The organism is Streptomyces spinoverrucosus (genome assembly GCF_006539505.1).
Classification (GTDB): Bacteria; Actinomycetota; Actinomycetes; order Streptomycetales; family Streptomycetaceae; genus Streptomyces; species Streptomyces spinoverrucosus.
The window spans coordinates 1-23,490 of sequence record NZ_BJND01000027.1; the positions used below are offsets into that span (position 1 = coordinate 1).

General features: G+C 68.7%; 19 protein-coding genes. 5 read left to right on the forward strand and 14 right to left on the reverse strand.

Annotated features, from left to right (window positions below; translation table 11 throughout):
• Positions 1–90: 90 nt before the first annotated feature.
• The 3 genes from SSP24_RS19925 to thyX all read right to left on the reverse strand — a co-directional run bounded on the left by SSP24_RS19925 (position 91) and on the right by thyX (position 3,810).
• Positions 91–1,776, reverse strand: coding sequence for a ribonuclease J (locus tag SSP24_RS19925; RefSeq protein ID WP_141311015.1), 1,686 nt, complete (start codon positions 1,774–1,776; stop codon positions 91–93).
• A 153-nt stretch (positions 1,777–1,929) separates the two neighbouring features.
• A complete protein-coding gene (gene dapA, locus SSP24_RS19930; RefSeq protein WP_141311016.1) occupies positions 1,930–2,829 on the reverse strand; it encodes a 4-hydroxy-tetrahydrodipicolinate synthase in 900 nt (299 codons plus the stop codon).
• A 222-nt stretch (positions 2,830–3,051) separates the two neighbouring features.
• Positions 3,052–3,810, reverse strand: a complete 759-nt coding sequence (gene thyX / locus SSP24_RS19935) for an FAD-dependent thymidylate synthase (protein ID WP_141311017.1) — start codon at positions 3,808–3,810, stop codon at positions 3,052–3,054.
• Between the two features lie 214 nt (positions 3,811–4,024).
• Between thyX and SSP24_RS19940 the strand changes: the two genes are divergently transcribed.
• Both SSP24_RS19940 and SSP24_RS19945 read left to right on the forward strand, forming a co-directional pair.
• Entirely contained in the window at positions 4,025–4,264 is a 240-nt protein-coding gene (locus SSP24_RS19940) for a hypothetical protein (RefSeq protein ID WP_141311018.1), read from the forward strand.
• A gap of 101 nt (positions 4,265–4,365) precedes the next feature.
• Positions 4,366–4,920 carry an SCO5741 family PH domain-containing membrane protein gene (locus SSP24_RS19945; RefSeq protein WP_141311124.1) on the forward strand — a complete coding sequence of 185 codons (555 nt, stop codon included), beginning with the start codon at positions 4,366–4,368 and terminating at the stop codon, positions 4,918–4,920.
• A gap of 36 nt (positions 4,921–4,956) precedes the next feature.
• Here the strand turns inward: SSP24_RS19945 and SSP24_RS19950 are convergent, their stop codons facing one another.
• From SSP24_RS19950 to rpsO, 5 genes are all read right to left on the reverse strand, one after another.
• Entirely contained in the window at positions 4,957–5,409 is a 453-nt protein-coding gene (locus tag SSP24_RS19950; protein ID WP_141311019.1) for a tetratricopeptide repeat protein, read from the reverse strand.
• Between the two features lie 11 nt (positions 5,410–5,420).
• Positions 5,421–6,173 (reverse strand): 4-hydroxy-tetrahydrodipicolinate reductase, encoded by a 753-nt coding sequence (dapB, locus tag SSP24_RS19955; RefSeq protein WP_141311020.1) that lies wholly within the window; start codon positions 6,171–6,173, stop codon positions 5,421–5,423.
• A gap of 28 nt (positions 6,174–6,201) precedes the next feature.
• The gene (locus SSP24_RS19960) at positions 6,202–7,581 is read right to left on the reverse strand and encodes a M16 family metallopeptidase (RefSeq protein ID WP_141311021.1); all 1,380 of its coding nucleotides are present in this window, start codon (positions 7,579–7,581) and stop codon (positions 6,202–6,204) included.
• Positions 7,578–9,797 (reverse strand): polyribonucleotide nucleotidyltransferase, encoded by a 2,220-nt coding sequence (locus tag SSP24_RS19965; RefSeq protein WP_141311022.1) that lies wholly within the window; start codon positions 9,795–9,797, stop codon positions 7,578–7,580. Before SSP24_RS19965 ends, SSP24_RS19960 begins: the two co-directional genes overlap by 4 nt.
• 370 nt (positions 9,798–10,167) lie before the next feature.
• Complete coding sequence (gene rpsO / locus SSP24_RS19970) at positions 10,168–10,455, reverse strand: 30S ribosomal protein S15 (protein WP_059415298.1); 288 nt, start codon at positions 10,453–10,455, stop codon at positions 10,168–10,170.
• Between the two features lie 312 nt (positions 10,456–10,767).
• Between rpsO and SSP24_RS19975 the strand changes: the two genes are divergently transcribed.
• The gene (locus SSP24_RS19975) at positions 10,768–11,064 is read left to right on the forward strand and encodes a DUF397 domain-containing protein (RefSeq protein ID WP_141311023.1); all 297 of its coding nucleotides are present in this window, start codon (positions 10,768–10,770) and stop codon (positions 11,062–11,064) included.
• 45 nt (positions 11,065–11,109) lie between these two features.
• On the opposite strand, the gene SSP24_RS19980 is transcribed toward SSP24_RS19975, so the two are convergent.
• Positions 11,110–12,648, reverse strand: coding sequence for an outer membrane protein assembly factor BamB family protein (locus tag SSP24_RS19980; RefSeq protein WP_229866028.1), 1,539 nt, complete (start codon positions 12,646–12,648; stop codon positions 11,110–11,112).
• A 58-nt stretch (positions 12,649–12,706) separates the two neighbouring features.
• Positions 12,707–14,215, reverse strand: a complete 1,509-nt coding sequence (gene eccD / locus SSP24_RS19985) for a type VII secretion integral membrane protein EccD (RefSeq protein WP_141311024.1) — start codon at positions 14,213–14,215, stop codon at positions 12,707–12,709.
• A gap of 330 nt (positions 14,216–14,545) precedes the next feature.
• Between eccD and eccCa the strand changes: the two genes are divergently transcribed.
• Together eccCa and SSP24_RS19995 are read left to right on the forward strand one after the other, a co-directional pair.
• Entirely contained in the window at positions 14,546–18,523 is a 3,978-nt protein-coding gene (eccCa, locus tag SSP24_RS19990) for a type VII secretion protein EccCa (protein ID WP_141311025.1), read from the forward strand.
• Between the two features lie 326 nt (positions 18,524–18,849).
• Positions 18,850–19,311, forward strand: coding sequence for a GNAT family N-acetyltransferase (locus SSP24_RS19995; RefSeq protein WP_141311026.1), 462 nt, complete (start codon positions 18,850–18,852; stop codon positions 19,309–19,311).
• A gap of 206 nt (positions 19,312–19,517) precedes the next feature.
• Here SSP24_RS19995 and SSP24_RS20000 read toward each other — a convergent pair whose 3' ends face one another.
• The 4 genes from SSP24_RS20000 to SSP24_RS20015 all read right to left on the reverse strand — a co-directional run bounded on the left by SSP24_RS20000 (position 19,518) and on the right by SSP24_RS20015 (position 23,490).
• Positions 19,518–19,817: a WXG100 family type VII secretion target gene (locus SSP24_RS20000; RefSeq protein ID WP_141311027.1), complete on the reverse strand. Its 300-nt coding sequence runs from the start codon at positions 19,815–19,817 to the stop codon at positions 19,518–19,520.
• A gap of 91 nt (positions 19,818–19,908) precedes the next feature.
• A complete protein-coding gene (locus SSP24_RS20005) occupies positions 19,909–20,259 on the reverse strand; it encodes a WXG100 family type VII secretion target (RefSeq protein WP_141311028.1) in 351 nt (116 codons plus the stop codon).
• 108 nt (positions 20,260–20,367) lie between these two features.
• Entirely contained in the window at positions 20,368–21,642 is a 1,275-nt protein-coding gene (locus tag SSP24_RS20010; RefSeq protein ID WP_280527085.1) for a S8 family serine peptidase, read from the reverse strand.
• A gap of 66 nt (positions 21,643–21,708) precedes the next feature.
• On the reverse strand, positions 21,709–23,490 hold the full coding sequence (locus tag SSP24_RS20015) for a WXG100 family type VII secretion target (RefSeq protein WP_141311030.1): 1,782 nt from the start codon (positions 23,488–23,490) through the stop codon (positions 21,709–21,711).

Below are 23,490 nucleotides of genomic sequence, written 5' to 3' on the forward strand. Positions count from 1 at the left end.
GCTTCCGACTTTATCAGATGTTCTGAGTCGGAATTTCCGCCCCGCTCCAAGTCCGCGCGTACGAAGGGACGTACGACCGGTCGTACGCGGTCAGACCTCCACGACCACCGGCAGGATCATCGGCCTGCGGCGATACGTGTCGGAGACCCACTTGCCCAGTGTGCGGCGGATCAGTTGCTGCAGCTGGTGGGGCTCCACCACGCCGTCCTGCGCCGAGCGCTCCAGGGCTTCGGTGATCTTCGGGAGGACGTCGACGAAGGCCGCGTCCTCGATGCCGGAGCCGCGGGCCTGGACGTGCGGGCCTCCCGTGATCTTGCCGGTGGACGAGTCCACGACGACAAAGACCGAGATGATGCCCTCCTCGCCGAGGATCTTGCGGTCCTTCAGCGCCGGCTCGCCGACGTCGCCGACCGAGAGGCCGTCGACGTACACATAGCCCGCCTGGACCTTGCCGGAGATCTTCGCCTTGCCCTCGACGAGGTCGACGGCGACGCCGTCCTCGGCGATCACGATGCGGTCGTGCGGGACGCCGGTGAGGGCGCCCAGTTCGGCGTTGGCGCGTAGGTGCCGCCACTCGCCGTGGACCGGCATCAGGTTGCGCGGTCGGCAGATGTTGTAGAAGTACAGGAGCTCGCCCGCCGACGCGTGGCCGGAGACGTGGACCTTGGCGTTGCCCTTGTGGACGACGTTCGCGCCCCAGCGGGTGAGGCCGTTGATGACGCGGTAGACGGCGTTCTCGTTGCCGGGGATCAGGGACGACGCCAGGATCACTGTGTCGCCCTCGACGATCCGGATCTGGTGGTCCCGGTTGGCCATACGCGACAGCGCGGCCATCGGTTCGCCCTGCGAGCCCGTGCAGACGAGGACCACCTCGCCGTCCGGGAGGTCGTCGAGCGTCTTGACGTCGACGACGAGGCCCGGCGGAACCTTCAGGTAGCCGAGGTCCCTGGCGATGCCCATGTTGCGGACCATGGAGCGGCCGACGAAGGCGACCCGGCGGCCGTACTCGTGGGCGGCGTCCAGGATCTGCTGGATGCGATGGACGTGGCTGGCGAAGCTCGCCACGATGATCCGCTTGCGGGCGGATGCGAAGACCTGGCGCAGGACGTTGGAGATGTCGCGCTCGTGCGGCGTGAAACCGGGGACCTCGGCGTTCGTGGAGTCGCTGAGGAGGAGGTCGATGCCTTCCTCGCTCAGCCGTGCGAACGCGTGGAGGTCGGTCAGGCGGTTGTCCAGCGGGAGCTGGTCCATCTTGAAGTCGCCGGTGTGCACGACCATGCCGGCGGGCGTGCGGATGGCGACCGCGAGCGCGTCTGGGATCGAGTGGTTGACCGCGACGAACTCGCAGTCGAAGGGGCCGATGCGTTCGCGGTGGCCCTCGGCGACCTCAAGCGTGTAGGGGCGGATGCGGTGTTCCTGGAGCTTGGCCTCGATCAGGGCGAGGGTCAGCTTGGAGCCGATCAGCGGGATGTCCGGCTTCTCGCGGAGCAGGAAGGGGACGCCGCCGATGTGGTCCTCGTGGCCGTGCGTGAGGACGATGCCCTCGATGTCGTCGAGGCGGTCCCGGATCGATGAGAAGTCCGGCAGGATCAGGTCGATTCCGGGCTGCTCCTCCTCGGGGAAGAGCACTCCGCAGTCGACGATCAGCAGGCGGCCGCCGTACTCGAAGACCGTCATGTTGCGGCCGATTTCACCGAGGCCGCCGAGCGGGGTGACCCGCAGGCCGCCTTCGGGGAGCGGCGGGGGCGGGCCGAGTTCAGGATGCGGATGACTCAAAAGACTCTCCTCACCACGCGCGCCACGTACCGGTTGGGCACGTGGCGCGCGTGACGTTCGTGCAGAAGCAGTTGTCGTTGTGGGGTGCAGGCACCGGTGTCCTGCGTATTCAGTTGTGAAGTCCATGCGCGCCCGGTCGGGCGAAGTCTGATGTCAGAGCTGTACCCCGCCGGCGGCAAGATCGATCTTGAGCTGCTCGATCTCCTGTTGCGTGAGCTCGACCATGGGCGGCCGCAGCGGGCCGCCGGGCAGGCCCTGGAGGGCGAGGGCGGCCTTGGTGGTCATGACCCCCTGGGTGCGGAACATGCCGGTGTAGACCGGGAGCAGCTTCTGGTGGATCTCGGTCGCCTTCTGGACGTCACCGCTGGTGTACGCCTCGACCAGCTCGCGCAGCTCGGGGGTGACCACGTGGCCCACGACGGAGACGAAGCCGACGGCGCCGACGGAGAGCAGCGGCAGGTTGAGCATGTCGTCGCCGGAGTACCAGGCGAGGCCGGAGCGGGCGATGGCCCAGCTGGCGCGGCCGAGGTCGCCCTTGGCGTCCTTGTTGGCGACGATCCGCGGGTGCTCGGCGAGGCGGACCAGTGTCTCCGTGTTGATCGGGACGCCGCTGCGGCCGGGGATGTCGTACAGCATGACCGGCAGCTCGGTGGCGTCGGCGACGGCCGTGAAGTGCCGGTAGAGGCCCTCCTGCGGGGGCTTGTTGTAGTACGGGGTCACGACGAGCAGGCCATGTGCGCCGGTACGCTCCGCGGCGCGGGCCAGCTCGATGCTGTGGTGGGTGTCGTTCGTACCGACACCGGCGACGATGTGGGCGCGGTCGCCCACGGCCTCCAGGACCGCTCGTACGAGGTCCGCTTTCTCCGCGTCGCTGGTGGTGGGGGACTCGCCGGTGGTGCCGTTGATGATCAGGCCGTCGTTGCCTGCGTCCACCAGGTGCGTGGCGAGCCGCTGCGCGCCGTCGAGGTCAAGTGCGCCGTCCGCCGTGAAGGGCGTGACCATGGCGGTGAGGACCCGCCCGAAGGGGGTCTGCGGAGTGGAGGTCGGAGCCATGGGTTACACGCTACTCGTTACTCAAGGCGTGGTCTGCCCTCGGGGTGCGGGATAAGTCAGGACAAAGATGGAGCCCGGCACTGCCTGCTCGGGGGTTCAAGCAGTGCCGGGTCCGTTTGATCAGGCTAGATGAACTTCTCCAAATGCCGCAATACGGACACTTCGCCCGGCTGACCCGCACATCCGTGCCCGGCGGGGAATCACTGGGCAAACATGTGTGCGTTACGGCGCCACGCGGCCGTTGGCGTTGAAGGCGGCGTACGTGAGCGGCATGAGCCTGGCCCACTCGGCCTCCATCTTCTCGCCGACCATCTCGATCTCGCGCTGCGGGAAGGACGGGACCTTGGCGAGCTCGTGCTGGGTGCGCAGGCCGAGGAAGTGCATCAGCGAGCGGGCGTTGCACGTGGCGTACATCGAGGAGTACAGGCCGACCGGGAGGACCGCGCGGGCGACCTCGCGGGCGACGCCGGCGGCGAGCATCTCCTGGTAGGCCTCGTAGGACTGGCGGTACGAGTCCTCCATGACGCGGCCGACCAGCTCCTGCTGGGCCTGCGTGCCCTCGACGAAGCGGTACTTGCCGGGGCGGCCCTCCTGGACCAGCTTGCGGGACTCGTCGGGGACGTAGAAGACCGGCTGGAGCTCGCGGTAGCGGCCGGACTCCTCGTTGTACGACCAGCCCACGCGGTGCCGCATGAACTCGCGGAAGACGAAGATCGGGGCGCTGATGAAGAACGTCATCGAGTTGTGCTCGAAGGGGCTGCCGTGCCGGTCCCGCATCAGGTAGTTGATGAGGCCCTTGGAGCGCTCGGGGTCCTTGTTCAGCTCGTCAAGGGACTGCTCGCCGAGGGTCGAGACGCGGGCGGCGAAGAGCACGTCGGCGTCCGCGGCGGTGTGCTTGACCAGCTCGACGGTGACATCGCTGCGGAAGCTCGGCTTGAGATCCGGGGCGTCCTTGGCTGCGTCGGCGGGGGTGTCGGTCACGGCTTGGAGGGTCCCTTCCATCCACTTCTCTCGGGCGGCGCCCACTCTACGGCCCGGCACTGACATCGGGGCGTTCGGTGCCGGGCCGCGACATCTTCGGCGAACCTCGGTGAAAGTTCTGCCAATCCGGCTCAACCGGGCACCTTTCGCGGCAATCGCTCGTCTGTGTTGGTGACAGCGATTCGTTCGAGTCCAGAGAGGAGCAGGACCCCCGATGTTCCGTCGGCGCGAACCCGTACCCTTCGCCTTCCTCGCCGAAGCAGAGCGGTTCCGCAGCAATGTCGCTCCCCCGCCCCGCGAGCGAGCGACCGCCGGGCAGATAGCCGGGCGCTGGCTCATGGGGCTCACCATCGTGGCCGCGCTCGTGGGCGCCCTGGTGATCGGGATGCCGGCGCTGGAGCTGGACCACTCGTCCACGCCGACGCAGCAGTCCCAGGCGTCCGACGGGCGCTGAGCGGGGCCTGACTCGGACGGACCCCCGAGGGTGGTGAGCGGGGACACGGGTCGATAACCTCACCGGGCACAGCCCATGCATGCATGAGTGAGGACCCAGCCGTGCCCCTGCCCTTCCTGACGGCCGACCGCGCCTTCGACACCGCCGACGATGTCGCGCTGCCGTTCGATGACCGCGACCGCTGGCGGCGGCCCTACCGCCCCGGTCCCTGGCGTGTGGGCGTGGCCGCGATCTGGCTGCTGCTCGCCTCGTACGTGCTGTTCGCGGCGGTGATCATCGCGCTGACCGACACGCTGACCGCCGCCGGGGTGGTGTTCGGCATCGCGCTGGCGATCATCGCCATCGCCCTGCGGCTGCTGCGCATGGGCGTGTGGGTGAGCGCGCACGGGCTGCGTCAGGTGCGCTTCCTGCACACCCGGACGCTGCCGTGGGAGCGGGTCAGTGCGGTGCGGACGGTGCAGCAGCCGGTGCGCTGGCTGGGGCTGCCGCGGACGGTGCAGGGGCAGGCCCTGATCCTCGTACGCAAGGATCGTCCCGCGGACGACCTGCCCACGCTGCTGACCACGCACAACTCCGACTTCCTGGCCCGGCCGACGGCGTTCGACCGGGCGGCGGACGCGGTGGAGGCGTGGGCCGAGGAATACCAGCGAGGCTGAGACGTCTCGCACCGGGGCAGGGCTCCCCGGTCGGGGTCAGGCCTCGACGGGCTTGCCGTCGTGGAGGGCGATCGCGCGTTGCATCGCCTTGCGGGCGCGTGGGGTGTCGCGGGCGTCGTGGTAGGCGATGGCCAGGCGGAACCAGGTGCGCCAGTCGTCCGGCGCCGCCTCCGTCTCGGCCTTGCGCCGGGCGAAGACCGCGTCGGCCGAGTCACGGTCGATACGGCCGCTGGGCAGCCGCTTGAGCTCGTCGACGGGCAGGCCGCCCTCGGCGTCGAGTTCGGCGGTGAGGGCGTTGGCCCGGCGGACGAACTGGGTGTTCTTCCACAGGAACCACAGGCCGATCAACGGCAGGATCAGCACCGCGACACCGAAGGTCACGGCGAGCAGCGATCCGGTCTTGATGAGCAGCACGCCACGGCTGCCGACCAGGACGAAGTAGAAGACCAGGACGGCAGCCGTGACGAAGTAGGAGAGCTTGGCGCGCATGAGGGTCCGGCTCAGCCCAGGTCCAGGAAGTGTTCCAGGCCGAAGGTGAGGCCCGGGGTGCTCACCACGCGGCGGGCCCCCAGCAGGATGCCCGGCATGAAGCTGCTGTGGTGCAGTGAGTCGTGCCGGATGGTGAGGGTCTCGCCCTCGCCGCCGAGCAGGACCTCCTGGTGTGCGAGCAGACCACGCAGGCGCACCGCGTGCACGGGCACACCGTCGACGTTCGCGCCGCGCGCGCCGTCCAGGGCCGTGACCGTGGCGTCCGGCGCCGGTGCCGTACCCGCCTCGCGGCGGGCCTGCGCGATGAGCTGGGCGGTGCGGGTGGCGGTGCCGCTGGGGGCGTCGACCTTGTTGGGGTGGTGCAGCTCGACCACCTCGACGGACTCGAAGTACGGCGCGGCAATCTGCGCGAACTTCATGGTGAGGACGGCCCCGATGGAGAAGTTGGGCGCGATCAGCACGCCCGTCTCCGGGGACTGCCCCAGCCAGCCGCGCAGCTGCGCGAGGCGCTCGTCGGTCCAGCCCGTCGTACCGACGACGGCGTGGATTCCGTGCCGTACGCAGAAGTCGAGGTTGCCCATCACCGAGGCCGGCGTGGTGAGTTCGACGGCGACCTGGGCGCCGCTCTCGGCCAGCGTCTCCAGCTTGTCGCCCCGGCAGAGGGCGGCGACCAGCTCCATGTCCTCGGCGGCTTCGACGGCTCGTACCGCCTCCGCACCGATCCGCCCCTTGGCACCGAGGACCGCCACGCGCAGCTTGCTCATGTTGTTGCTTCCTTACCGGATACGGGTGTCAGGCGACGGCGTCGTGCAGACGCGACGCCTGCTTGTCCTTCAGCGGGCCGATGACCGACAGCGAGGGCCGCTGTCCCAGGATGTCGCGCGCGACCGCGCGGACGTCCTCCGGGGTCACCGCGGCTATCCGGGCCAGCATGTCGTCGACGGACATCTGCTCGCCCCAGCACAGCTCACTCTTGCCGATACGGTTCATCAGCGCGCCGGTGTCCTCCAGGCCGAGGACCGTGGAGCCGCGGAGCTGGCCGATGGCGCGGTCGATCTCGTCGTCGGACAGGCCGTGCTCGGCAACGTGGTCGAGTTCGTCGCGGCAGATCTTCAGCACGTCGTGCACCTGCGACGGCCGGCAGCCCGCGTACACGCCGAACAGGCCGCAGTCGGCGAAGCCGGAGGTGTACGAGTAGACGCTGTAGGCGAGGCCGCGCTTCTCCCGTACCTCCTGGAAGAGCCGCGACGACATGCCGCCGCCGAGGGCGGTGTTCAGCACGCCGAGGGCCCAGCGGCGGTCGTCCGTGCGGGCCAGGCCCGGCATGCCGAGCACGACATGGGCCTGCTCGGTCTTGCGGCCGATCAGCTCGACCCGGCCGGCGGTGCGCAGGGCGCGGCGGCCCTCGCGCGGGGCGATGGGCTGGGCGGCGGCGTCCTTGAGGGCGCCGGCCTGCTCGAAGGCGGCACGGACCAGTCGTACGACCTTGTTGTGATCGATGTTGCCGGCGCAGGCGACCACGAGGTGGGTCGGGTCGTAGTGCTTCTTGTAGAAGCGGCGGATGCGGTCGGCGGTGAGGGCGTTGACCGTGTCGACCGTGCCGAGGACCGGGCGGCCGAGCGGGTTGTCGCCGAACATCGTGTGCGCGAACAGGTCGTGCACGCAGTCGCTCGGGTCGTCCTCGGTCATCGCGATCTCTTCGAGGATGGCGCCGCGCTCGACGTTGACGTCCTCTTCGAGGATGAGCGAGCCGGTGAGCATGTCGCAGACGACGTCGATGGCGAGCGGCAGGTCGGTGTCGAGCACGCGTGCGTAGTAGCACGTGTACTCCTTCGCCGTGAACGCGTTCATCTCGCCGCCGACGGCGTCGAGGGCGGAGGAGATGTCCAGGGCGCTGCGCCGCTGCGTGCCCTTGAAGAGCAGGTGTTCCAGGTAGTGCGTGGCGCCGTTCAGGGACGGCGTCTCGTCGCGGGAGCCGACGTGCGCCCAGATGCCGAAGGTGGCGGAGCGCACGGAGGGCAGGGTCTCGGTGACGATGCGGAGACCGCCGGGGAGGGTGGTCTTGCGCACCGTGCCGATGCCGTTGAGACCCTTGATGAGAGTTTGGGTACGGGCGACGGCCCGCGCCTCCGAAGAGGGGCGGGCCGTCACCTTGGAGCTACGGGACGTCACTGGTCGGCGTCGTCCTTGTCGGCCTCGGAACCTTCCTCGCCCTCGATCACGGGGATCAGGGAGAGCTTGCCGCGGGAGTCGATCTCGGCGATCTCGACCTGGACCTTGTGGCCCACGCCGAGCACGTCCTCGACGTTCTCCACGCGCTTGCCGCCGGCCAGCTTGCGGATCTGCGAGATGTGCAGCAGGCCGTCCTTGCCGGGCAGCAGGGAGACGAACGCGCCGAAGGTGGTGGTCTTCACGACCGTACCCAGGTAGCGCTCGCCGACCTCCGGCATGGTCGGGTTGGCGATGGAGTTGATCGCCGTACGAGCGGCCTCGGCGGACGGGCCGTCGGCGGCGCCGATGTAGATCGTGCCGTCGTCCTCGATGGTGATCTCGGCGCCCGAGTCCTCCTGGATCTGGTTGATCATCTTGCCCTTGGGGCCGATGACCTCGCCGATCTTGTCGACCGGGATCTTCACGGTGATGATCCGCGGCGCGTTCGGGGACATCTCGTCGGGCCGGTCGATGGCCTCCATCATCACGTCGAGGATGTGGAGACGCGCGTCCCGGGCCTGCTTCAGGGCGGCGGCGAGCACGGAGGCCGGGATGCCGTCCAGCTTGGTGTCCAGCTGAAGGGCGGTCACGAACTCCTTGGTGCCGGCGACCTTGAAGTCCATGTCACCGAAGGCGTCCTCCGCACCGAGGATGTCGGTGAGGGTGACGTAGTGCGTCTCGCCGTCGATCTCCTGGGAGATCAGGCCCATGGCGATACCGGCGACCGGGGCCTTCAGCGGCACACCGGCGTTCAGCAGCGACATGGTGGAGGCGCAGACCGAACCCATGGACGTCGAACCGTTGGAGCCGAGGGCCTCGGACACCTGACGGATCGCGTACGGGAACTCCTCGCGCGTCGGCAGCACCGGCATGAGCGCACGCTCGGCGAGGGCGCCGTGGCCGATCTCGCGGCGCTTGGGGGAGCCGACGCGGCCGGTCTCGCCGGTGGAGTACGGCGGGAAGTTGTAGTTGTGCATGTAGCGCTTGCGGGTCACCGGGGAGAGGGTGTCCAGCTGCTGCTCCATGCGGAGCATGTTGAGGGTGGTGACGCCCAGGATCTGGGTCTCGCCACGCTCGAACAGCGCGGAGCCGTGCACCCGCGGGATGGCCTCGACCTCGGCGGCCAGCGTGCGGATGTCGGTGACACCGCGGCCGTCGATGCGCTTCTTCTCCTTGATGACGCGCTCACGGACCAGGGTCTTGGTCAGCGAGCGGTACGCGGCGGAGATCTCCTTCTCGCGGCCCTCGAACTCCGGCAGGAGCTTCTCGGCGGCGAGGGTCTTCACACGGTCCAGCTCGGACTCGCGCTCCTGCTTGCCGGCGATGGTGAGCGCCTGAGCGAGCTCCGGCTTGACGGCGGCGGTGAGCGCCTCCAGGACGTCGTCCTGGTAGTCCAGGAAGATCGGGAACTCGCCGACCGGCTTGGCGGCCTTGGCGGCGAGGTCCGACTGGGCCTTGCAGAGCACCTTGATGAAGGGCTTCGCGGCGTCCAGACCGGCGGCGACGATCTCCTCGGTGGGGGCCTCGGCACCGCCCTCGACCAGCTTGATGGTCTTCTCGGTGGCCTCGGCCTCGACCATCATGATCGCGACGTCGCCGTCCTCCAGGACGCGGCCCGCGACGACCATGTCGAAGACGGCGTCCTCGAGCTCGGTGTGCGTCGGGAACGCGACCCACTGGCCGCGGATCAGCGCGACGCGGACGCCGCCGATCGGGCCGGAGAAGGGCAGACCGGCCAGCTGCGTGGACGCGGACGCGGCGTTGATCGCGACGACGTCGTACAGGTGGTCGGGGTTGAGCGCCATGACGGTGCAGACGACCTGGATCTCGTTGCGCAGGCCCTTCTTGAAGGACGGGCGCAGCGGGCGGTCGATGAGGCGGCAGGTGAGGATGGCGTCCTCGGACGGCCGGCCCTCACGGCGGAAGAAGCTGCCGGGGATCTTCCCGGCGGCGTACATCCGCTCCTCGACGTCGACCGTCAGCGGGAAGAAGTCGAGCTGGTCCTTGGGGGTCTTGGAGGCGGTGGTGGCCGACAGCACCATGGTGTCGTCGTCCAGGTACGCCACGGCGGAACCGGCGGCCTGCTTGGCCAGGCGGCCCGTCTCGAAGCGGATGGTACGGGTGCCGAATGCGCCGTTGTCGATAACGGCCTCGGCGTAGTGGGTCTCGTTCTCCACTAGCGTTTTCTCCTCGTCTTCGTCCCTCCTCGCCCGTGTTGGCGGGGGGACGGTGGCGGAGAAGCGCTCCGTCTGGTGCGGGCCGGTCTTCGATCGAAGCACCCGGGGCTCGCTTCCCCCCGGGGGCCACTACCGAGGACCGGCGGCGGCGAGGCGCGCTTCTCCTCGTTCGTCTTGCGATGCCGCCTACCCCGGTGGGTACGCGGAATCACGGTGTGTCGTGCGTACTGCATGTCGTGTACGCGTGCAGTGCGTACGCGTGTCGTGCGTATTGCGTTGTGCTACCACACTACAAAGGGGCAGTGACACTCCGCACGTACAGCAAAGGGAGCGGCCCCCTCGAAGTGGGAACCGCTCCCTTCACGGCGTCTTACTTGGCGCCCGCCGCACCACGGCGGATGCCGAGGCGGTCGACCAGCGTACGGAAGCGCTGGATGTCCTTCTTGGCGAGGTACTGCAGCAGGCGGCGGCGCTGACCGACCAGGATCAGCAGGCCACGGCGGGAGTGGTGGTCGTGCTTGTGGGTCTTGAGGTGCTCAGTCAGGTCGGAGATCCGACGGGACAGCAGAGCGACCTGGACCTCGGGGGAGCCGGTGTCACCCTCCTTGGTACCGAACTCGGACATGATCTGCTTCTTCGTAGCGGCGTCGAGCGACACGCGTACTCCTCATGGTCTGTGAATGGCCACCGAGTGCCCCCGGTCTTCTTCTCGGGGGATCTTCCATGACTCGGAAGGCGGGGATCCGCTGGGCGCGGCCTCCAGAGCGGGGCTCCGGGGGTGCGTACACATACGGCCGTCACTCAGAGTACCAGGGTGGACGGGTGCCCTGGTCCGCGGTCTCCTTTGACGTGCCCAGTACGACGTGGGGTGTACGTGAGTGCGACTCTGGCAAACCTCTGACCTGGGGGAACGTCGGCAAGTAGGGTAGCGGAACAGCTCGTTCGCACAGACGGAAGGACCGGAGCCGTTATGGCCGATGCCCAGGACCAGGAACTCAAGGCACGCAAGGAGCGAGAGCGGGACGAGCTGTACGCGCTAGACATCTCGGGCGTCGAGTGGCACAGCGCGCCGGGCACCGAGGAGCACGAGGAACGGGTCGAGATCGCCTACCTGCCCGGCGGCGCCGTCGCCATGCGGTCGTCGCTCGACCCCGACACCGTGCTGCGGTACACGGAGGCGGAGTGGCGGGCGTTTGTGCTGGGGGCTCGGGACGGGGAGTTCGATCTGGAGCCGACGCCGCGGAACGGTGGGATTGCGGAGGAGTAGTCAGGTGCGGCGGTCGATGGGGGATCGGCCGCCGCCGGGCCGTGGTCACGGAGTCTTCCGCGCGGCCGACTCGATGCCGAGCACCAGGTAGACCCACCTCGGCTGGTCGGCCGCGGGGCCGGTGACCGACTTGGCGCCGAAGAAGAGGCGGCCGTCCTGGACGAGGACGTCGTTGAAGTCGATCGAGGTGAAGGTCTCGGCCTCGGCCGGCAGGTCGAAGTAGAAGAACGGCGTCTCCTCGCCCGTCTCCGGATCGAGGCTGACGAGCGCGGTGGGCGTGATGTTGTCCTGGCTCTCGCGCAGGGCGAGGAGCTTGTCGCCGCTCATCCGCACCGGGATCAGCAGGGCGTTGGGGCCGGACTCGAACTTCTTCGTGGTGTTCCCGGTCGCCAGGTCGAAGCCGATGACCCAGTTGGAGGTGTGCACACCGATGTCGTCCTCGCTGCGGAGGAAGACCTGGTTGCCGCCGACGGCGACCGTCGGGCAGTAGTCGACGACGAGATAGTCCCCGTACGAGCAGTCCCCCACGTAGGTGCCGTTCTGGAGGCGGATCGTGGCGCGGTTCTTGCCGTCATCGTCGAGGGAGAGCAGTTCGGTAATGCCGGTGTCGCCCGCGGAGACGGCCAGGACAGCCGGATCCGAGGATGGGACGCTGACGTCGCGGACGCCCTTTGCGGCCGAGTACGACCACAGAGTGCGGCCCGTGGCCGGATCGACCCTGCGCACCTTGAACGTGATGGCTTCCCAGGAGGCGACAGGCAGGCTCTTGTCGTTGCTCCAGCACTCCTCGCGCACGAGCAGCGCGCCTCCGCCGGCGGCGCCACTGTCCTGGCAGGCCCCGGTGGCCTTCGTGCTCCAGCGGATCTCGCCACGATCCATGCCGTACGCAATGGTGCCGCCGCCCCAGGTGACGGCGACCGTGTCGTGGACCAGGGTCACACTGGGGGTGTCCTGGACGGCACCGTTCGCGGGCGCACCGGGGTGGGTGCCGCTCGCGGAGGCGGGGAAGTCGTGGGACCAGATCTTGCGGCCGTCGTCGAGGTCGAAGAAGGCGACGCGGTCGCAGTAGGCCCTCTCCTCCTCGCTGTCATTCGCGCGGTACAGGACGGCCGTACGGTTCTCGCCGGTGACGTGGCGGGTGTAACCGCAGATGGGGCCGTCGAGGGGGAGTTTCCACTTCTCGTCGCCGGGTGCGGCGTCGGTGCCGATGGCCAGGCCGACGAGGGTCTTGTTGATGCCCTTGGCGAGGATCTTGTCCGTGGCCCACATGCCCGGCAGCTCGTACCGCTCGCCCGGGCTCATGTCGTCCACGGAGAAACGGAACGCCATCTTTCCAACGGTGTTCGCGGGCCGCTTCTCGACGCTCTCGCGGACGTCGAGGCGGCTCTGTCCCGCGGTGGTCTGTGTCTTCGTCCTTGAGCCGCCGCTGTCGCCGCTCCAGAGGAGCCAGCCGCCGGTGCCGAGTGCCACGACGAGCATGAGGGCGAGCGGCCACATCAGCATCTTGCGGCGGCGCTTGATGCGGGCGGCCTCCGCGGACGTTGCGGACTGCGTGTATATCGAAGGTGGTGGGCCGAAGCTCACGCTCCGAATTCCTTTCCGTGCCGTGCGGTCAGCTCGTCGCCTGGTTGCTGCACGGCGTTCAGCTCGCCATCGCCCGGGCGGCCGCGTACACGTCGAAGACGGCGAGAGCCAACGGCACCAGGGTCAGCAGGACGAAGCTCTCGCCGATCTCCATGAAGCGTCCCCAGAAGGGGCTGACGCCGCGCCGCGGAGTGATCAGGCCGATCGCGGTGACGAGGGCGGTGGCTCCGGCGATCGCCGCCGCGAGCCAGACGCTGCGGATGTCGAGCCCGATGGTGTCGCCCTGGAGGGCGTCGCGCAGGAACTCCGTGGGCGGGTTCAGGGCGAGCCCGAGGCCGAGGAAGACGAGGGCGGCGAGCCCGGCGGAGAGCGTGGCTCCGACCTGCGCGGTGTAGCGGAACAGGTGGGCGCGCATCAGCATGGCGATGCCCGTGGCGAGGGCGAGGAGCTGCGCCCAGACGTTGCTGGAGAAGCTGAGGACGATCGACGCGCCGACTGTGACGAGCGCGCAGCCGCCGACGAGGCCGACGAGGAGTTCGTGGCCGCGGCGGACCTGGGCGGCGATGCGCCGGGTGTCGACGGGCTCCTGCTCGGCGGTGGGTTCCTCGGTGGTGTAGCCGCGGCCGGGATTGGGCGGTTCGAAGCCGATGGGCAGCCGCGCGAAACGCATGGACAGGCCGGGCAGGAAAGCGAGGGCGCAGACCGCGAGCGGGGCGCAGACAGCGGCCGTCTCGATGGGCTTCAGATGCGTGAGCATCGCGATGAAGGTGGTCAGCAGCCCGATCGTCGAGGCGAACACGAACGCCACGAAAGGGCCGTCCCCGCTGGGCGACACCAGAGTGAGCACCACGGAGGCGACGAGGACCGCCGCACAGGCGAGCAGGAACTGCAGCCGTCCGATGCCCTGCCCCTCCGACACCGGGAGCAGTCCGGAGCCTGCCACGGCGATGTTCGGCAGGGCCCCCAGGCCGAGGGCGACGGCCGAGCCGCGGTCGTCGTAGACCCGCGCGCGGACGCACGCGACGGCGACCAGGAGGACACCGGTGACGGCGGCGAGGATGCCCTGGAGACTGTGCATGTCGTGGCGGATCTGCGAGCTCCAGACCACGAACGCGAGCAGTGCGGGCAGGATCCCGCCGGCGATCAGGCCGGCGGCACGGGTGAGGGTGCCGTTCCACAGGGTGCGGTCCTGGGTGACGGCGGAGGCGACCGCCTCGGAGACGTCGTCGTGGACCGCGGGCGGCAGCGACTCGGCGAACGGACGCAGCGTCAGCAGCTCGCCGTCGAGGATGCGCTGGGCGGCGAAGGAACCGGATCCGTCGAGGACGGTGCCATCCCTGCGTACGAGGTGGTAGCCGACCGGGGCGCCCTCGGCGGGGCTTTGCCGGGAGAGCCGCAGGATCTCCGGGTAGAGGTCGGCGACTGACACATCGTCGGGCAGCGCCACGTCGATGCGGCTGTCGGGCGCCACGATGGTGACCCGGCAGAACCCGAACCCGGTGCCCGCCCCGGAAGGAGCTCCGGTGCCCGCCCCGCCGGTCGCGCCGGTCGGCGCGGAGGCCGTCATGCTCACCTGCTGTTCCCCCTCGTCGGTGTACGGCGATCGCGGTGTCGAGCGCGCGATCGCCTGTAACGATCCTGTGTAGGTTGTGCCTTGCCGCCCGCGCCGCCGGCCGCATGCGCCGCGTTGCCCGGGAGCAGGCGGGGAGCACTCACAACGAACAGTGCGGATTGTCTGGTTTTCTGGGGCCCGATTCGCAACTGCTCACACGTCTCACGGGCACCCTACCGCCCACCATTGTCAGTGGTTCTCAGTAGGATCGCGCTTCGCGATCGACGTTCGCCGGACACGGGGCGGCGGACGGAACGGTCGAGCCGGTAAGGGAATTGGTGCGAAGTGAGCCACATCGTCGTCAAGCGCCCACCCAGGGCACTGCCGCGGGAAGTGCCCACGAACGAGGTCGTGCTGCAGCCGCCGCCGGAGCTGCCGCGCGGGCAGCAGGAAGGCGCTCTGATGCAGCTCCTGCCCATGCTCGGCATGGGCGGGTCCGTGGTGTTCTTCTTCAACCCCCAGGCACAGCCCTTCATGAAGATCATGGGCATGGTGATGGTGGCCTCCACCATCGCCATGGGCGTCGCGATGCTGATTCGCTACCGGCGAGGCAACCAGGGGCAGATCGCCGACATCCGCCGCGATTACCTGCGGTATCTGTCGCAGACCCGGCGGGATGCGCAGAACACCGCCAAGGCGCAGCGCGACGCCCAGTACTACCTGCACCCTTCACCGGAGCAACTGTGGGCGCTGGTCGCCGAGGGCAGCCGCGTGTGGGAGCGCCGGGCCGGCGACGAGGACTTCGGGCAAGTGCGCGTCGGTCTCGGCCCGCAGGCCCTGGCCACTCCCCTGGTCCCGCCGCAGACCGCGCCGGTGGACCAGTTGGAGCCGCTGACGGCGGGCGCCGTGGAGCATTTCCTGTCCACGCACAGCACCCTCGAGGACCTGCCGATGGCGGTCTCGCTACGGGCCTTCTACCACGTGTCGATCAGCGGTGAGCCGGTCACCGTGCGCGGCGCCGCCCGCGCGGTGACCGCCGCCCTCGCCTCACTGCACTCCCCCGAGGACCTCGTCATCGCCGTCGCCACCGGCCGGGAGTCCGCGCGCGAGTGGGAGTGGGCGAAGTGGCTGCCGCACGTGCAGGCCAAGAGCGAGGCGGACGGCGCGGGCAGCCTGCGCCTGATCACCACCAACCCGGTCGAGCTGGAGGACCTGTTGGCCGCCCGGCTCCAGGGCCGTCCGCGCTTCCACCCGAGCGCGCCGCCGGTGCCCGAGCAGCCGCACCTGGTGGTCGTCCTCGACGGTGTCTCCCTGCCGCCCACCTCGCTGCTCGCCAGCCCGGAGGGGCTGCAGGGCGTGACGGTCCTGGAGGTGGTGCCGGGCGAACTCACCACCGGGCGCGGTGACCTCTCCGTCGTCGTACACCAGCGCGAGCTGCGCCTGGAGTCGGCGCACGGCATGGTCTACGAGGGCACGCCCGACGTCCTGTCGTACGAAGCGGCGGAGGCGCTGGCCCGGCAGCTGGCGCCGCTGCGGATGGCCTCGGGCGGGGACGACGACGAACCGCTGCTCGCCAACCTGGAGTTCACGGACCTGCTGAACCTCGGCGACGCGGCCACCGTGGACCCGCGACGCACCTGGCGGCCGCGCTCGCAGTCCGAGCGGCTGCGCGTGCCGATCGGCGTCGGCGAGGACGGCCGACCGGTGATGCTCGACCTCAAGGAGGCCGCGCAGGAGGGCATGGGCCCGCACGGTCTGTGCGTCGGCGCGACCGGTTCCGGCAAGTCGGAGCTGCTGCGCACCTTGGTCCTCGGCCTCGCGGTCACCCACTCCTCCGAGACGCTGAACTTCGTCCTCGCCGACTTCAAGGGCGGTGCGACCTTCGCGGGCATGGCTCAACTGCCGCACGTGGCCGCGGTCATCACCAACCTTGCCGACGATCTGACCCTCGTCGACCGTATGGGGGACTCGATCCGCGGTGAGCTGAACCGCCGTCAGGAGATGCTGCGGGACGCGGGCAACTACGCCAACATCCACGCGTACGAGAAGGCCCGCGCGGCCGGTGCCGCGCTGCAGCCGATCCCCTCGCTGGTCCTCGTCATCGACGAGTTCAGCGAACTGCTCACTGCGAAGCCGGATTTCATCGAGATGTTCGTGCAGATCGGCCGTATCGGCCGGTCGCTCGGTGTGCATCTGCTGCTGGCCTCGCAGCGTCTGGAAGAAGGCCGTCTGCGCGGGCTGGAGACCTATCTGTCGTACCGGATCGGTCTGCGCACGTTCTCGGCGGCTGAGTCGCGTGCCGCGATCGGCGTGCCGGACGCCTACGAGCTGCCGAACGTGCCCGGTTCCGGCTTCCTGAAGTTCGGCACGGACGAAATGGTCCGCTTCAAGGCCGCGTACGTCTCCGGGGTGTACCGCTCCAGCGCCCAGCAGGCCGCGTCGTACGGCGGCCCGCTCCCAGTGGACCGCAGGCCTGTGCTGTTCACGGCTTCGCAGGTGCCCGTCCAGTACGTGGCGGTGCTGCCCCAGCAGCGGCAGGAGGACGAGCCGGACCAGACCGACGACGCGCTCGCCGACACCGTGCTGGACGTCATTGTGCGGCGGTTGGAGGCGCAGGGCCCGGCGGCCCACCAGGTGTGGCTGCCGCCGCTGGACAGCCCGCCGTCGCTGGACCTCCTGCTGCCCGGCCTGGCCGCCGTGCCCGGCCGAGGGCTCACCCAGCCCGGCTACGAGGGCGCGGGCCGGCTGGTCATCCCCGTCGGCATCGTCGACAAGCCGTACGAGCAGCGCCGTGACCCGCTGTGGACCGACTTCGGCGGCGCGGCCGGCCATATGCAGATTCTCGGCGGCCCGCAGTCCGGCAAGTCGACCCTGCTGCGCTCGATCATCGCCTCCTTCGCGCTCACCCACACCCCGCAGGAAGTGCAGTTCTACGGTCTCGACTTCGGTGGTGGCGGTCTGGCGTCCGTGGCGGGCCTGCCGCACGTGGGCGGGATCGCCTCGCGTCTGGACCCGGAAAGGGTCCGGCGTACAGTCGCCGAGGTGTACGGCATCATGACCCGCCGCGAGGAGTACTTCCGCGCCGCCGGTATCTCCTCCATCGCCGAGTTCCGCGCCCGCCGGGCCCGCGGCGACATCTCGACTACCGACCAGCCGTGGGGCGATGTCTTTCTGGTCATCGACGGCTGGGGCAACTTCCGCTCCGACTACGACGGACTGGAGCCGGCCGTCCTGGACATCGCGGCGCGCGGCCTCGGCTACGGCATGCACCTGATCCTCACCGCGTCGCGCTCCATGGAGGTCCGCTCCAACCTCAAGGACCACATGATGAACCGCCTGGAGCTGCGGCTCGGCGACACCATGGACTCCGAGTTCGACCGGAAGGTCGCGGCCAACGTGCCGAGCGGTGTGCCGGGCCGGGGCCAGACCCCGCAGAAGCAGCACTTCATGGCGGCGGTCCCGCGCATCGACGGCCTGTCCTCGGACACGGACCTGGCCGAGGCGACGCAGGCGCTGGCGGCGGAGGTTTCCCGGCACTGGCAGCAACCCGGCGCCCCCGAAGTGCGGCTGCTGCCACGCGAGTTCCCCGCTCACCAGCTCCCGCCGGGAAACCGCTTCCCCAACCGGGGCATCGCCTTCGCACTCGACGAGGACAACCTGGAGCCGGTGTTCGTCGATTTCGAGCAGGACCCGTTCTTCCTCGTCTTCGGTGAGAGCGAGTCCGGCAAGTCCAACCTGCTGAAGCTGCTCATCCAGCGGTTGACCGAGCGGTACGACGGCAACTCGGCGAAGCTCTTTGTGGTCGACAACCGTCGCTCCCTGCTCGGCGTGACCCCGGACTCGCATCTGGCGGAGTACATCCCCATGTCCAACCAGATGCAGCACCACATGGACGCGCTGGCCAACCTGATGCAGCGCCGCACGCCGACCGCCGACGTCACGCCCGAGCAGCTGCGCGACCGCAGCTGGTGGCAGGGCCCGACGGTGTACATCATCATCGACGACTACGACCTGGTGTCCACGTCCAGCGGCAACCCGCTGTCCGGCCTCACGGACCTGCTCCCGTTCGCCCGGGACGTCGGCGTCCGCTTCATCATCGCGCGCTCCACCGCGGGCGCGGGCCGCGCGGGCTACGAGCCGTTCATGCAGCGCATGAAGGAACTCGGCGCCCAGGGCGTGGTCCTCGCCGGCGACCCGAACGAGGGCGACCTGCTGGGCGGCGTACGACCGCGTTCGATGCCCGCGGGACGGGGGGTGTTCGTTTCGCGGAAGCGGGGGAAGCCGTTGGTTCAGGTGGGGTTGGTGCCGGACGCCCATCAGTGACGCGACCGTACGAACCGTGGGGCCGCGCCCGCGTCGGCGGGCGCGGCCCCGCTGCCGTCCGGGTGCCTGGACGGGGCTCAGAGGACGTTCCGGGCAGTCAGGTGAGGGACCAGATCAGCGCCGCCGCGGCGAGACAAGGGCAGGGCAGCCGCAGCCGGCCGGGTGTCCGGATCGCCGACACAGTACGAGCGGAAGTTCGCAACGCACCAGCCGGGGATCGTCTCACCCAGCGCGCCCAGATCGACGGCGAGGTCGTCCGTCGTACGCAAAGCAAGAATGACCGCAGGGTGCGAAGATCGAGAGACCCAGACCTGACCGGGGCGTGGATGAGTGTGCTGATCAGGCCGGCGCGGACGACGGAAGCCGAGGCTCTCAGTGATTTGGCACTGAGGTCCAAGGCGCATTGGGGCTATGACACGGAGTTCCTGGAGGCGTGCAGAGACGAGCTCACCGTTGAGGCGAGTGAGGTCGCATATCGGCGAGCCACGGTGGCTGAAAGGGACGGCCGCATCCTGGGCTTCACGACCCTCGAGGGAAAACCACCCACAGGCGTTTTGGGCATGATGTTCGTTGAGCCGCAGGTCATCGGCCAGGGCATCGGCCGCCTGCTGTTTGAGCACACCATGGCTGCCGGTCGAGCACTGGGGTTCGCCCAGGTCACGATCGATGCGCACCCTAACGCCGAGCCTTTCTACCGTGCGATGGGCGCGGTGCGCACAGGAAACGTACCCTCGGGCTCCATTGCCGGGAGACTGCTGCCGCGGATGGTCGTCACCATCCAGCGCTGAAACCAGAGCCGCTTTGCAACGTGATTGGGAAGCCATCTGCTCCCTACCCGCGATCAGTTCAGCCTCAGCCGCTCCGTGGCCGGATACGCTTTCGCTGAGAGCGCAGGTCCTCGTAAACGACTCCCAGGCCCCCACACAACAGCAGAGTGGGCGCCTCCCGCGCGCGCCCACCCTGGACTGCTGAACTGCTCTGAGAACCGACCGTCCTACAGGAAGTAGCTGGCGGCCTTCTTGTCGCCTTCCATGTACGTACCACCGGCCTGCCCGACGACCTGGCCGATGCCCGTCAGGGCCTGGTGGATGTCGTTGGCTTCCGTGTCCCAACGGGCCAGCTTCTGGCGGTACTCGTCCTGGGACACGCCCGTCCAGTACTGCTGGCTGCTCTCGACCATCTTCCGGAGCTCCTGAAGGTCTTGCTCCAGCTGCTTCGCCTCGTTGCCAATGTTGGTGGCCGCGAAGTCCAGCGCGTCATAAGAGACGGAAAGCCCATCGTTGTTACGGCTCATGCCTGCCTACCTCGTCTCGATCGTGTGCCGGGTGATGTGCTGTGAACTGTCGTGCTCGATACCGTGAACCAAAGGCCTTGGTTCAGGGCGCTCACATCGAGTTGAAGGCAGACGGCGGAACCGTGGGAGCACCGTCCTGGATGCTGATCCGGCTGACCGCGGCGCGCACCTCGTCCTCTTTGGAATCCTTGATGTTGCGTGCCGTGGTCATGGCTTCCATGACCTCACCGAGGATGTTGCCGATCTTGATCAGCGACTGGTTGATCTCAGCCTGCTTCCGGTCGAACTCGGCACGACCGATGCCCTGCCACTGGCCGCCTTCGAGGCTGTCGATGACGCCCTGGAGCTTGTGGACCCGCTTTCGGATGTTCTCGTACTTCTCGTACATCTGCTTCTGCAGCCTGACTACCGCTGCATCTTCGAGCTTCTGGTCCATAGACATGACCACCCATCCCTTCCACTGTCTGTTATCCGGTCGATTGGTCCGCGTCATCGCCTCGACGAGGCGAACGCGTTGTTGAGGCCGAACCGAGGCCCCATGGCGAGGTGTTCACTCGGCTGGGACAGCTGGTTCCCTCACCGCACGCCGCGCCCGCAGCACGGCCGCGCCGGCAACGCCGATCACGAGCACGGCGGCTGCGGCGCCCAGGGTGATCCACAAGGTGTTGTTGTCGTCGGCGGCGGTCGCTCCCGCGTTTGTTCCTGCTGCCGACGTGCCGCCGGTTGAAGATTCTTCCGGGGCCTGTGACGGGGCTGATGCAGAAGTGGAGGGCGCTGAGGATGAGTTGCCCGCGTTGTCTGCGTTGTTCGCGCCCCTTTCACCGGCCTTGGCCAGCACATCGCCGCCGTTCACCTTGGCCAGCGGGTCGACGTCCGGTGCGCCTGCGTCGTAATTGGGGTTCTCGAGGACCAGACGAGGGCGGATGAGCCCGTAGCCCGCGTATTTGCTCGGCTTGTCCTTCGGCCAGGAGCGGCTGGCGGTGTCGATCAGGGCGCGGGTAACCTGATTGACGGTCCAGTCGGGGTGGGCGGACCAGATGAGGGCGGCGGCGGCGGAGACGAGGGCTGTGGCGAGGCTGGTTCCCTCGCTCTCACAGTACGAACGGAAGGTCTCGTCACACCACGCCGGGAGGCCCTCACCCGGCGCAGTCAGGTCGGTGAAGCCATGGGACGACTTCTCCGAGAAGTCCGAAACCCTGCCGGAACTGTTGATCGCTCCGGTACCGATCACATAAGGCCACCTGGCTGGTGCATCAGGGACGCCCTCATTCCCTACGGCTGCGACAAGTAGCTTGCCCTTTGAGGCAGCGTAATTGACAGCGGCCCGGCTTTCTTCGGAGCTGATACCCCCGAGGGACATATTGATGATCTTGGCGTCGCTGTCAGCCGCCACCTTCAGTGCCTGCTCGAAGGGTGCCTCCTTCTCGCCTTTCTCCCCCGAATTGACCCCCAGGAGCTGCACCCGGTACGGGACGACCTTGGCCCCCGGCGCAAGCCCTTGGATGCCACCTCCGGCTCCCGTGCCGACCATCATCTCGGCGATGGTCGTTCCGTGGCCGAGGTAATCGTCAGTGGCCCCGTAGGCGACCGACTGGGGGACTTCGTCAGCCAGAACCTGTCCCTTCAGCGAGGGAGTGTTCGGGTTCACCCCGGTGTCGAGGACAGCGATTTTGACGCCCTCGCCCGTGCTGGCCTTCCACATCTGCTCGACCTGCATCGGGTCCAAGTACCACTGCTGGGACTGGACCTCAGCCGCGGATACGTTCGGGGCCAGCCCCACACTCACGGCAGCCAGGGCGCCGACGACGGCGCCCACCGCACGCACTTGCCTGCCGCACCTTGTCCTGAGGAGCGTCCCTGACTTCATGACGTTGTTGGTCCTCGCTAGCGCTCAGTTGACGACCGGCGGCACGTTGCGCCGGGGGTTGACGGGCCGGTGTGTCTCGGGGTCTTCGCCCACGTACTCGGGACGCGGTGATCCCTGCGTTTCTCTCTCGTCGTCGGGCTTTCCCCCGCCGGGCCGGCGGACAAGGCCCGCGCCTCCGCGGGTCATGCCGTTCCGCTCGGACTGACCGGCAGAGTTTCGTCCGGTCGGACTGCCGGTCACAGGCTGTACCACTCTCGTGGCACCGCCACGGGAGGCCGAGTACGTACCCGCACCAGGCCGGGCCCCTGCTTGCGGCGCCCCGAAGACGCCGCGCTGTCCGGTGCCGGTCGATGGCCGAGAATCGGCGGTCGGTCCAGTACCGATCACCGTGCCACGAGGGATTCTCGGCCCACCCTTCGCCCCGGCACCGCCGGTGGTCGTAGGCCGCCCTCCGACCACGCCGTTCGCGCGGCCTGCCCCTGTGGCCGGCCCCACATTCGCCCGCGCTCCTGTCGTGCCACCGGCGCGGGGGGTTCCTCCGGTCACGCCCGGCTGCCCCATGGGAAAGGGCTTCGAGCTGGAGCTGCCTCCCTTGCCCATCGCCTGTCCAATAGGCGTGGGGCGTCCCATCTGGTTCGTGGCACCCGGACCCGTGGTCCGCCCGGTGACGGAGTTGGTCAAGCCTGGTTGCGTGCGTCCCTGGGCGGAGACAGGGGGACGCAACCCGCTCGTTCCACCAGTGGTCCTGCCAGAGGACTTCCCTGGGAGCGAAGGCCCGTAGCTGTCGAACGTGCCGGACTGGCCGCCCACTGTGGGGGGAGTTCCGGTGGGGGGCGGTGTGTGCCCCGTGGTCGGCGTGGTCGTCGTGGGTGGCAGAGTGCCGACGCTGTCAATCGTGGTACCGACAGCGTCGTCGGGGTACTCGACCGCCTTCCCCTGGTCCGGGGTCACACGAGTCGGAGCATCACTAATGCCATGCCCTCCGGTCTGCCCCGTCGACTCAGCGGGCGGCGCGTAGTGACTCGCACCTACGGACGCTGCATCACTCGCTGCGGCGGAGCCGCCAGCAGCCACGCCCTGCGGACCCGGAGCCCTAGGCACCCCGACATTCGGCATCGGTCGAAACGTCGGAGGATTCTCCTGCAACACCGCGAGCTGCTGACTCGACACTGCGTAATACGACGCCAACCGATTCATCTGGTTGATCGCCTCTTGGCGGTCCTTCTCCACCTTTACGGCAGCGTCGTAGTCTTCCTTCTTCGCAGCCTTCTCGGCGTCGGTGAAGCTTTCGGGGCGCTTCAGATTCATCGAGTCACGCGCCGGCATGGCTTTGCGTACCGACGCCAGCCCCATCGCGGCAGCGGAGAGCTGGTCGCCCGCCTTCCCAGCGTATTCACTCAGATCCGTCGTGCTCGTGACGAGGGAAGCACCCCACTCACGGAAGGCATTGCCGGCCTCCCCAACCCAACGGACGTTGTCGATACGGCCACGAAGCTCGTCCGCGGCCGACTTGATGGCAGAGCGCGCCTCCCATAGCGCGCGACCGGACGACTCCAAGTCCTCGGGGTCCGTCTCCTCGACCAGATCGATCATTGCGTTGAGGTCGAGATCCTTCGCTGCGAAGTCCGTGCTGGCGAAGACGGCCTTGCCAGGGGCGGTGGACCCGACCGCCGCTCGCAGAGGATCGGTTACCAGCTGAGTGAAGAACGATCTGCCGGGCAAGTGCTCGACGTTCCGGGCAATGTCGGCGAAGGAGTTCTGGTTGGAGACGCGCTCCAGGTCTGCCTTGTGCTGTTCGTCGGTCAT